Raw genomic sequence first — 10,158 nt, 5'->3', positions numbered from 1 at the left:
CAACAGGAGACCCATCCGGGTCGAGCGGCAAATTTGCTCAGGATTGTAAAACCGCCTACTAGAGGCCCAAAAGACCCTCACGAAACCTCATTGCCGTAAATCCGAAGGTTCCGGGTTTCGCCGCTCCTGACTACTTTGTCTACATCAAAAGGTGATGATCGGCAGCGCCCCGCGCTCACGGCCACGGGACGGGCGTCCAAGCTCGGCGCGCTGGCAGGCCGGGGGCAAATGTGATGTAGGCCATAGATTGGGGGTTGGGTGTCAGCTTTAGCGGCGGTACGTCGGTCTTGATGTGTTCCACATACACCGAAGTACTCAATGGAGTGATGAGCGATGTACGTCGCGTATCTTGTCGTCAGCCTGATTCTGATCGTGGCCCTGGTGTTCTCGGCCGTCGCGTGTTTCGCGCGGTATCCGCGGGTCATCGAGAACATGGAGCGGTGCGGGGTGCCGCTGTCGTGGGTGAACACCCTGGGGGGCCTGAAGGCGCTGGGTGCCTTGGGTCTGGTGGTGGGGTACTGGATGGAGTGGATCGCGGTCGCCGCCGCGATCGGGGTCATCGAGTTCTTCGTGTGCGCCGTTTACACCCATATCTGGGCGAAGGATCGGGGATTCGTTCTGCCCGCGGGGTTCGGGCTGATGGGGGTGGCCGCCCTGACGCTGCGGCTGTTGGCGTGAGCGCCAGGGTGGCCGGGTTCGTCCTAGTTGGAGGACGGGGCGCTCCAGGACGGGGAGCGTCCCGAGAACCCGATGAGGCGGTCGGCCGCGGGGGAGTCGGCGGGTACCGAGACCTTCTCGCCGAACGGCTTTCCGGGGCCGCGCACCGAGGAGTCGTCGGGGATCAGTTCGGCGATGGTGAAGCACTGCTCCACCAGGTCGGCGTCCAGGGGAAGGTCGGCACCGATCGCCTTGCCGAGGTCCCAGATGTGCACGAAACCGTCGAGGAATTGGAACGAGACGCGGAACCAGCCGGGGCGGTCGGCCCCGGCGAATTCCATGAGCCGTTCCAGATTGGACTCCTGGCTGGCGTGCGACCAGGCCAGGTCGGCGGCCTCCATGAAACAGACCCGCAGGTCGCCGTCGAGGCGGGGATCGGTGTCGGCGTCGTATTTCTCGTCGGCGAAGGCGGCGGCGAGCGCGTAGCCGTTGGAGGTGACGTGGCGCAGCAGGTCGCGCACCGTCCAGTCCTGACAGGGGGTGGTGAGGTCGAGCTGGGCGTCGGTGAGCGTGGAGATGTGACGGCCCAGTTCGAGCTGGGAGCGGCGCAGTGATGACCGGTGGTCCATGAGAGTCTCCTAACAAAACGAACGATCGTTCATGTACTTTAGTGGCGATAGGAGACGCCCCCCAACCGGGTGGGGCAGACTGGAACTCGTGACCGACGAAACCCCTCCCCAGCTCGACGGACGCGTGGTGCGCGGCGACGCCAAGCGGCGCGCCATCCTGGACCTCGCCGTCGACCTCGCCTCCGCCGAGGGGCTGGAGGGGTTGTCGATCGGGCGGCTGGCCGGCGAGCTGGGTATCAGCAAGAGCGGCGTGGTCCTCCACTTCGGTTCCAAGGAGGAGATGCAGCTCGCGACGATCTCCACCGCCGTGCGGCGCATCCACGCCGAGGTGATCGTCCCCGCCGAGCGGGAGCCGGAGGGCGTCGTTCGGCTGTGGACGTACTGTGATCGGTGGCTGGCGTCGCTGGAGGGCTCGCTGTTCGCGGGGGGTTGCTTCTTCTCCACGGTGGGTGCGGAGTTCAACGCGCGGCCGGGCCGGGTGCACGACGCCATCGCCGCGGCGCACGCCACCTGGCTGACGGTGCTGCGGGATCAGGCGGCCATCGCGTTCGACAACGGCCAACTCGACGGCGGCGGAAATCCCGAACAGCTCATCTTCGAATTGGATTCCGTCATTCGATCGTCCAATCTATACAGTCGGCTACACGGCGACAACAGCGCGTTTGATCGGGCCCGCCAAACCATCCGGGAACGGCTGGCCACCATTTGTGTCGATGACGCGACGCGGCGGCGACTTTCCGTTCACCCCAAAAAGAGTTAGCCGTCCATATAGATGATCACGAACGCGCATCATCTTGGCCGATTTAGGTAACGCCCGGGAAACGCGCGGGTAAATCCGCAGGTGGCGGCCCCCGGGTCTTTTTGTTCCCGGCAGTGATGCTTGTCAAAACTTCTTGGCGGAATAGCGGGGTGCCGTCGTACTGTTTAGACATGCCGCCGAAAGGGAGAGCAAACGAAGGCGGCATGAGAAGGAGGGATCAATCATGAGCACCAATCTCGCGCCCGTGCCGAGCGACGACGCCACCACGGTCCTGCAACCCGTGGGTGTCAGCCCCGAGCACCTCGGCGCCTCACCCCGGCCCCGGGGATACCACGGACGGCACCGCCGTTCGCACAAGAGCTAACTTCAGTTACCTGCCGCGGCGGCCGCGTCATCGGGGAGTGATGGCGCGGTCGCCGCTTTTTTGTGCCCGGATCAATTTCCGGTACTCGAATAGTCACGAAGTCGGCTCATCCAGATCGCATAACCGGAAATGAAAACCATTGGTCCCACAATCGGCGACAGGTAGGCGATTATTGACGGAATGCCTTCGGCGCCAACCCGATCCAACAACACCGTGGCGGGCAGGTACGCCACGAACGTCACCGGAATCAGCGTCAGTGTCCACATCCCCACCGAACCGAACATCCGGGCCGGGTAGTTTCCGAACATGTTGAACAGGTCGTCCACCGTGTACCGTGCCCGCGCCGCCTTGACGAACCGGAACGACAACGACGACAACGCCAATTGGATTCCGGCCTCCACCATGGCCCCGGCGATCACACCGAGGACCAGATAGATCACCTTCCACACCGTCCAGTCGATGTGGACCATGCACAGCCCGGCGATCATCAGGGTGACGCCACCCAGCAGGTCGCCGAGGGCGTTGAACCGCACCCGGGTGAACATCAGCTGCACCAACGGATTGACCGGGCGCACCAGGAAGCGATCGAAGGTCCCCTCCTGGACGTAGCGGCTCAGCTGGTGCATCTGGTTGAGCGGCAACACCCACAGCCCGTGGGAGAACACCCGCATCCCGTACAGCAGCGCGATCTCCTTGATGCCCCAACCGGCGACGGCCTGGAAGCGGGCCAGGATCACCCACACCGCCAGGAAGGTGGTGACCTGATAGAACATCCCCGCCAGGACGGTGAAGACGACGTCGGCGCGGTACTGCGCCATCCCCCGGATCGCCCCGGAGAACAGGTATCCCGCCGCGCGAAGCTGCCACCACATCGCGCTCAACCCCCCTGCACCACGACGCGCCGCTCGGCCGAGCGCCACACCAGCGCCACCAGGGCCGCCAGCAGCACCAGCCAGATCCCCTGCACCCCGATGGCCTGCCAGGCCGCGCCGCCGCCGATCTGGCCAACGTAGATGGCCACCGGGGTGTACACGGTGGCCTGGAACGGCAGGGCGCCAATGATTCCGGCCAGCCAGCCGGGCATGAACCACAGCGGGACCAGGGCGCCGGACAGGAAGCCGCTGATCGTGTAGTACAGGAACGTCATGCCGCCCATCTCGAGCGTCCAGAACACCACCGCCGACATCAGCATCATGAGGCAGGTGTTGATCATCCAGCCCAGCAGCGCGGCCACCAGGTACGGCCCGATCGCCGCCGGCGGGGTCAGGCCGCTGAATATCGCCGCCACCGGGATGACGAACACCAGCAGCACCAGCTTCATGATGACCTGGCTGACGCTTCCCCACACGACCTGTTCCAGCAAGCTCATGGGCCGCAACATGTCCGCGCCGATCAGCCCGTCGCGGACCCGCTCCTCCACCCAGTCGGGCATGTTGTCCTGCATGAGCAGGGTGTGCATCGCAGACAGCGAGACATAGGTGGTCATGACGACCAGCGGGACACCATCCATGCTGGAGTGTCCGTTGTATACCGCGCGCCACACGGTCGCCAGCAGGATGAGCTGAAGCATCGGCTTCAGCACCCACATGAGGATCTCGATGCGATACGCCCAGGTCTCCTTGAAGCGCATCCCCAGGTACGCCATGCGAACGCTCACGGCACCCGCCGTTCGGCGTACATGGTCCTGATGACGTCCTCCAGGTCGGGCTCGGTCACCGACAGGTCGGTGACGTCGTACGCGGCCGACACCTCGGCGATCAGGGCCGCCGCGCGGACCTTCTTGGGGTCGAAGGAAAGCCACACGCGGGAATCCTCGGTGCGCACCACCTTGGCCCCGGCGACGGCCACCTCGGCGGGCGAGGCGAGGCGCACCATGAGCTCGCGGTGCGGGGAGTACTTCTCCTTCAAGGGATCCACCGCGCCGTCGTACAGCACCTTCCCGTGGTCGATGAGCAGCAGCCGCTTGCACAGTCGCTCCACATCGTCCATGTCGTGCGTGGTCAGGATGACCGTGGTGCCGCTTTCGGCGTTCAGGTCGGCGATGAACTCCCGGATGCGTTCCTTGGCGATGACGTCGAGGCCCACGGTGGGCTCGTCCAGGTACAAAATGGGCGGTTCGTACAGCATGGCCGCGGCCAGGTCGCCGCGCATCCGTTGCCCCAGAGACAACTGCCGCACCGGGGTGTCGACGAAAGGGCTCATGTCGAGCAGGTCGACGAAGCGCTTCAGATTGACGCGGTAGGTGGCGTCGGGGACCTGATAGAGCTTGCCGATCAGCCGAAACGAGTCGATCAGCGGCAGGTCCCACCACAGCTGGGTGCGCTGGCCGAAGACCACGCCGATGTTGCGGGCGTTGCGTTGCCGGTGCCGCCACGGCACCACGCCCGACACCACGACCTCGCCGGAGGTGGGGGTGAGGATGCCGGTCAACATCTTGATCGTCGTCGACTTGCCCGCGCCGTTGGGGCCCAGGTAGCCCACCAGCTCGCCCGCGGCGATGCCGAAGTCGACGCCGTCGACGGCGCGGGTCACCTCGTAGTCGCGGCTGAAGAGCTTGCGGACGGCGGCGAAGCGGCCCTGTTTGGGGCGCAGCCGCCGGAACTCCTTGACGAGGTCGCGGGTTTCGATCAAGGGCATTGGCACAACGTAACCGCGCCGCGCCAATCGGGCAACGCAATATGGCGCCGATCCTTAAGCGCTCCACCGCATCATGGCGTGTCCCTTGAGGTCCTGGACCTCGAGAACCTTGATGCTGCTGGGCTTCCAGCGGGTGAACAGGTTGACCGTGGTGGAGCCGTCGCTGTCGCCCAGCCAGCTTCCCGCCACGTCGGTGTCGCCGGCCTTGTTGGTGACCACCAGGCGGTACGAGTACTGCTTGGGGTGCTCGGGCTTCTTGTCGGCGTCGGCGCGGTGGTCGCACTCCAACATGATCAGGGTGCCCTCCTTGCGCTCCGTCAGGTCGGCGGTGCCCCAGATGTCAACGGTGGCAACGGGTTTCAGGCTGGCGTTGACGGTGCTCGTGGCGGGCGCCGTCGGCCACAGCGCGGTGACGGTGACGCCCGCGAGGGTGAAGCAGACCACCGCGGCGGCGGCCACCAGGACCGAGCGCAGCCTGCGGCGGCGGCGGTCGCGGTTCACCCGGGTGACCAGCTGCGGCAGCAGGTTGTCGGGGGGTTCCGGCAGCACCGTTTCCAGGTCCTCGACGGGGGCGCGGGCCAGCAGGGTCGGCAGGTCACCGAGCTCGGACACCTCGGCGCGGCACTCGTCGCAGCCGCGCAGGTGTTCCTCGAAGCCCGCGATCTCCTCGGGGTCAAGGGCACCCAGCACATAGGCGGCGGCATCGTGTTGGTGTTGACAGCTCATTGACTCTCCTCGCTGACCACACCGGCTTCCTCGAGCGCGAGCTTCATCGCCCGCAACCCGTAGTGGAGACGGGACTTGACGGTGCCGGGCGGGATCTTGAGCCGTCCGGCCGCCTCGCTGATGCTGCGTCCACCGTAGAAACACTCCAGGAGCACTTCGCGGTGTGCCGCGCTGATTTTGCGAAGCGCCTCAAGGACGACGAGCCCCCGCAAGGCGTTATCCACATTATCCTCCTCCTCCCGTTCCGGGAGGGTGTCGGTGAGCACCTCGGGACGAACGGCCCGGGATCGCCATTCGTCGATGACGCGGCTGCGCAGCGTCCGAAACAGCCAGCGGCGGGCGTGCTGCGCCGAGCCGCTCAGCGTCCGGGAGTGACGCCAGGCACGCAGCAGCGTCTCCTGCACCGCGTCCTGGGCACGCGCCTCGTCGCCTCGGGTCAGGCGCAACGCGTAGCGCCACAAGGCGGGGGCGTACTCGGCGTGCAAGGCGTGGATCAGTTGTTCGTCCGCCGCAGCGGCCGGTTGACCTGGTGCGACGTTCTCGTTGGTCATGCTGCGTCCCTATCGCCGCCCGGCGCGACCCAGACTACGCACTCTCGGCGGCCGATTCGCGATCGGCGGTGAACCTTTTGCCGTCCCCCACCGTAGTGAGTGTCGGGTGGCCACCGCCACCCGGCAGATCGACACATGGATGGATGGCAAATGACTGAACGTGAGCTCTCCCCCGCCACGGCCCGGCACGCCGCGGACATCGCCGCTCAGGTGGCGCGGACTTCACGACGCGGCCTGCTGTGCGGCGCGTTCGGGGTGTCCGCCGCGGCGGTGTTGGCGGCCTGTGGTTCCAGCTCGGACACAGGTTCGTCCGGCGGGGAAGGCGACAAACAAGACTCCAAGGACGACAACAAGGACAAGGCCGTGGCCAAGGTCGCCGACATTCCCGTGGGCGGCGGCATCGCGGCGGGCAGCCTGATCCTCACCCAACCGAAGAAGGGCACGGTCGTGGCGTTCAACCGCGCGTGCACCCACGAGGGTTTCAAGGTCAACGCGCCCAAGGACGGCGTCATCACGTGCCCGAAGCACGGTTCGCAGTTCAAGGCGGCCGACGGCTCGGTGGAGCACGGGCCGGCCGCGAGCCCGCTGAAGAAGGTCAAGGTCACGGTGAAGAACGGCGGCGTCTACCAGGCCTAGGTTCCGCGGCGGTCGCACGGGTGTGCCAGCATCGACGCTGTGACCCTGGCGCCCGCGGACCTGTTGCGGCGGCTCGCCGTGTACCGCGACGGCGAGCCGCTGCGGCACGTCCACGCCTCCGACGCCCGCGACGCGGTGTTCGCCGACTGGCCGGAATGGGTGCCCCAAGAGGTGCGGGACGCCTTGGCCGCCAAGGGCATCGAGAGGCCGTGGCGGCACCAGGCGGTGGCGGCGCAGCAGGTGCGCGACGGCGTCCACACCGTGGTGGCCACCTCGACCGCCTCGGGAAAGAGCCTGGCGTACCAGCTTCCCGTGCTGTCGGCGCTGGCGGAGGCGGACGACGCGGTGGCGCTGTACCTCTCCCCCACCAAGGCGCTGGCCGCCGACCAGCTGCGCGGGATCGCCGCGCTGGGGTCGCCGGGGTGCGTGCCCGCGGTGCTGGACGGCGACACCCCGTACGAGCAACGGCGGTGGATCGAGCGCCACGCCAACCTGATCCTCACCAACCCCGACATGCTGCACCACGCGGTGCTGCCCCGCCACGACCGCTGGTCGCGGATGCTGCGGCGGCTGCGATACATCGTCGTGGACGAGTGCCACGCGTACCGCGGGGTGTTCGGATCGCATGTGGCGCTGGTGTTGCGGCGGCTGCGGCGGCTGGCCCGCCACCACGGCGCCGACCCGGTGTGCGTGGCCGCGTCGGCCACCACGGGCGACCCGGCGCACGGCGCGTCACGGCTGCTGGGGGTGGACGTCAAGCCGATCACCGACGACGCCTCGCCGCACCCGGGCATCACCTTCGGGCTGTGGGAACCGCCGCTGCTGCCCGATTCCAGCGGCGAGAACGACGCGCCGGTGCGCAAGTCCGCGCTCACCGAGACCGCGCAGCTGCTGGCGGATCTGGTGTCGCGGCAGGTCCGCACCGTGGCGTTCGTGCGCTCGCGGCGCGGGGTGGAGCTGGTGAGCTCGCTGGCGCGGGAATCCTTGGCGGGCACGGGACGCGCGTCGCGGGTGGCGGCGTACCGCTCGGGTTATCTGCGCCAGGACCGCCGCGCCCTGGAGAACGACCTGCGCGACGGCGCGCTGCTGGGGGTGGCGGCCACCAACGCGCTGGAGCTGGGCATCGACATCGCGGGGCTGGACGCGATCCTGCTGTGCGGCTACCCCGGGACCCTGGCCTCCCTGTGGCAGCAGTCGGGGCGCGCGGGGCGCGGCGAGGTGCCCGCGCTGGCGATCCTGGTGGCGCGCGACGACCCGCTCGACACGTATCTGGTGCATCATCCCGAGGCGGTGTTCTCGCGGCCCGTCGAGGCGACCGTGCTCGATCCGTCCAATCCGTACATTCTGGGTCCGCACCTGTTGTGCGCCGCGTACGAGAATCCGCTGCGCGCCGACGACGTCGAGCTGTTCGGCGGGGAGGCGGCGCGGTCCCTCATGGACGAATTCGCCGCCGCCACCCTGCTGCGCAAGCGATCCACGGGCTGGTACTACACGGCGCGTGAGCGCCCCGAGGTCGGTTTGCGCGGCAGCACGGGCGCCCCCATCGAGGTCGTGGACACCGACTCGGGCGAGCTGCTGGGCACCGTGGACACCGGCTCGGCCCACAACCTGGTGCACCCCGGCGCGATCTACCTCCATCAGGGATCGTCCTATCTGGTGGAGGCGCTCGACGAGGAGGACGCCTGCGCGTTCGTCCGCCCCGCCCGCCCCGAATGGTCGACGTATCCGCGCAGCACCACCGATCTGGCGGTGCTGAAGGTGCGGCGCTACGTGGACGCCGGCCCCGTCGCGCTGTACTTCGGGGACGTCGACGTCACCAACCAGGTGGTCGCCTACCAGCGCCGCCGGCTGCCCGGCGGCGAGATCATGGACGAGGTGCCGCTGGCCCTGCCGCCGCGCACCCTGCGCACCGTCGCGGTGTGGTGGACCCTCAACCGCGACACCCTCACCGACCACGGGGTGTCCAAAACCGACATTCCGGGGGCGCTGCACGCCGCCGAGCACGCCGCCATCGGTCTGCTGCCCCTCGTGGCCACCTGCGACCGCTGGGACATCGGCGGCCTGTCCACCCCGGGCCACGCCGACACCGAGGCGCCCACCGTCTTCGTCTACGACGGCCACCCCGGCGGCGCGGGCTTCGCCGAACGCGGCTTCACCGCCTGGCGCGACTGGCTGTCGGCCACCCGCGGGGCCATCGCCGCCTGCGAATGCGAGCTCGGCTGCCCGTCCTGCGTCCAGTCCCCCAAGTGCGGCAACGGAAACGACCCGCTCGACAAGGCGGGCGCGCTGACGGTCCTCGACCTGGTGCTCGGCTCGGCGAAGCCGTGACCGCGCCGCGCCGGGGCGCACGGGTATCGTTGGGCGCCGTGTGGAATCTGGGAGCGCGTTGATGGCCGTCAACCTGGTCAATCTTGAGGCCGTCGCCAAGGCGTACCCGAATCGCAGCCTGCTCAGCGACGTGTCGCTGGGCATCGCCGTGGCCGACCGCATCGGCGTGGTGGGGCGCAACGGGGACGGCAAGACGACCCTGCTGTCGGTGCTGGCCAGGGCCGAGCCCGTGGACGCGGGGCGGGTGACGCACTCGGGCGGCCTGCGGGTGGGGCTGCTGGCGCAGCGCGACGACCTCGACCCCGACGTCACCGTCCGCGACCAGGTGTTGGGCGGCATGGCCGAACACGAGTGGGCCTCCGACGCCAGGATCCGCGACGTGCTGACGGGCCTGTTCGGCGGCCTCGACCTGCCCGGGCTGTCCCACGGCCTGGATTCCGCCGTCGGCCCGCTGTCGGGCGGCGAACGGCGCCGGGTCGCCCTGGCGCGCCTGCTGATCGGCGAACACGACCTGCTGCTTTTGGACGAGCCGACCAACCACCTCGACGTCGAGGGCATCGCCTGGCTGGCCACCCACCTGAGGCAGCGCCGCGGCGCGCTGGCCGTGGTCACCCACGACCGCTGGTTCCTCGACGAGGTGTGCACCCGCCTGTGGGACGTCCAGGACGGGACGGTCCACGAATACGAGGGCGGCTACTCCGCCTACGTCCTGGCGCGCGCCGAACGCGAGCGGATCGCCGCCGTCGAGGCCGACAAGCGCTCCAACCTGGTCCGCAAGGAGCTGGCCTGGCTGCGGCGCGGCCCGCCCGCCCGCACCTCCAAGCCCCGCTTCCGCATCGACGCGGCCAACGCCCTGATCGCCGACGAGCC

At 68.3% G+C, this 10,158-nt stretch carries 12 protein-coding genes; 6 read left to right on the top strand and 6 right to left on the bottom strand.

The genetic code is table 11. The features are described 5' to 3' along the window. Nucleotides 1-333: 333 nt before the first annotated feature. On the top strand, nt 334-678 hold the full coding sequence (locus tag VE172_RS16120) for a DoxX family protein (protein WP_324802954.1): 345 nt from the start codon (nt 334-336) through the stop codon (nt 676-678). A gap of 23 nt (nt 679-701) precedes the next feature. Here VE172_RS16120 and VE172_RS16115 read toward each other — a convergent pair whose 3' ends face one another. Continuing rightward, entirely contained in the window at nt 702-1,286 is a 585-nt protein-coding gene (locus tag VE172_RS16115) for a TIGR03086 family metal-binding protein (RefSeq protein ID WP_324802953.1), read from the bottom strand. Nucleotides 1,287-1,374: 88 nt separating this feature from the next. Between VE172_RS16115 and VE172_RS16110 the strand changes: the two genes are divergently transcribed. Beyond that, on the top strand, nt 1,375-2,046 hold the full coding sequence (locus VE172_RS16110; RefSeq protein ID WP_324802951.1) for a TetR/AcrR family transcriptional regulator: 672 nt from the start codon (nt 1,375-1,377) through the stop codon (nt 2,044-2,046). Nucleotides 2,047-2,269: 223 nt separating this feature from the next. Next, nucleotides 2,270-2,410: a hypothetical protein gene (locus tag VE172_RS16105; RefSeq protein WP_324802950.1), complete on the top strand. Its 141-nt coding sequence runs from the start codon at nt 2,270-2,272 to the stop codon at nt 2,408-2,410. Between the two features lie 71 nt (nt 2,411-2,481). Here VE172_RS16105 and VE172_RS16100 read toward each other — a convergent pair whose 3' ends face one another. From VE172_RS16100 to VE172_RS16080, 5 genes are read right to left on the bottom strand one after another with little or no spacing between them, the layout of a single operon-like run. After that, entirely contained in the window at nt 2,482-3,282 is an 801-nt protein-coding gene (locus tag VE172_RS16100; RefSeq protein WP_324802949.1) for an ABC transporter permease, read from the bottom strand. Nucleotides 3,283-3,287: 5 nt separating this feature from the next. Then, the gene (locus tag VE172_RS16095; protein WP_324802948.1) at nt 3,288-4,067 is read right to left on the bottom strand and encodes an ABC transporter permease; all 780 of its coding nucleotides are present in this window, start codon (nt 4,065-4,067) and stop codon (nt 3,288-3,290) included. Next, nucleotides 4,064-5,047: an ABC transporter ATP-binding protein gene (locus tag VE172_RS16090; protein WP_324802947.1), complete on the bottom strand. Its 984-nt coding sequence runs from the start codon at nt 5,045-5,047 to the stop codon at nt 4,064-4,066. Before VE172_RS16090 ends, VE172_RS16095 begins: the two co-directional genes overlap by 4 nt. A gap of 54 nt (nt 5,048-5,101) precedes the next feature. Further along, nucleotides 5,102-5,773, bottom strand: a complete 672-nt coding sequence (locus tag VE172_RS16085; RefSeq protein ID WP_324802946.1) for an anti-sigma factor family protein — start codon at nt 5,771-5,773, stop codon at nt 5,102-5,104. After that, the gene (locus VE172_RS16080; protein WP_324802945.1) at nt 5,770-6,324 is read right to left on the bottom strand and encodes a sigma-70 family RNA polymerase sigma factor; all 555 of its coding nucleotides are present in this window, start codon (nt 6,322-6,324) and stop codon (nt 5,770-5,772) included. Before VE172_RS16080 ends, VE172_RS16085 begins: the two co-directional genes overlap by 4 nt. A gap of 150 nt (nt 6,325-6,474) precedes the next feature. Here VE172_RS16080 and VE172_RS16075 point away from each other — a divergent pair, with 150 nt between their 5' ends. From VE172_RS16075 to VE172_RS16065, 3 genes are all read left to right on the top strand, one after another. After that, on the top strand, nt 6,475-6,960 hold the full coding sequence (locus tag VE172_RS16075) for a Rieske (2Fe-2S) protein (RefSeq protein ID WP_324802944.1): 486 nt from the start codon (nt 6,475-6,477) through the stop codon (nt 6,958-6,960). A 39-nt stretch (nt 6,961-6,999) separates the two neighbouring features. Further along, nucleotides 7,000-9,288 carry a DEAD/DEAH box helicase gene (locus VE172_RS16070; protein ID WP_324802943.1) on the top strand — a complete coding sequence of 763 codons (2,289 nt, stop codon included), beginning with the start codon at nt 7,000-7,002 and terminating at the stop codon, nt 9,286-9,288. Nucleotides 9,289-9,349: 61 nt separating this feature from the next. Then, nucleotides 9,350-10,158 (top strand): ATP-binding cassette domain-containing protein (locus VE172_RS16065; protein ID WP_324802942.1); only part of this gene is annotated, 809 nt, incomplete at its 3' end.

It is taken from the genome of Stackebrandtia sp., from assembly GCF_035643755.1.
Lineage (GTDB): Bacteria > Actinomycetota > Actinomycetes > Mycobacteriales > Micromonosporaceae > Stackebrandtia.
This window is presented reverse-complemented; position numbering and strand designations above follow the sequence as displayed.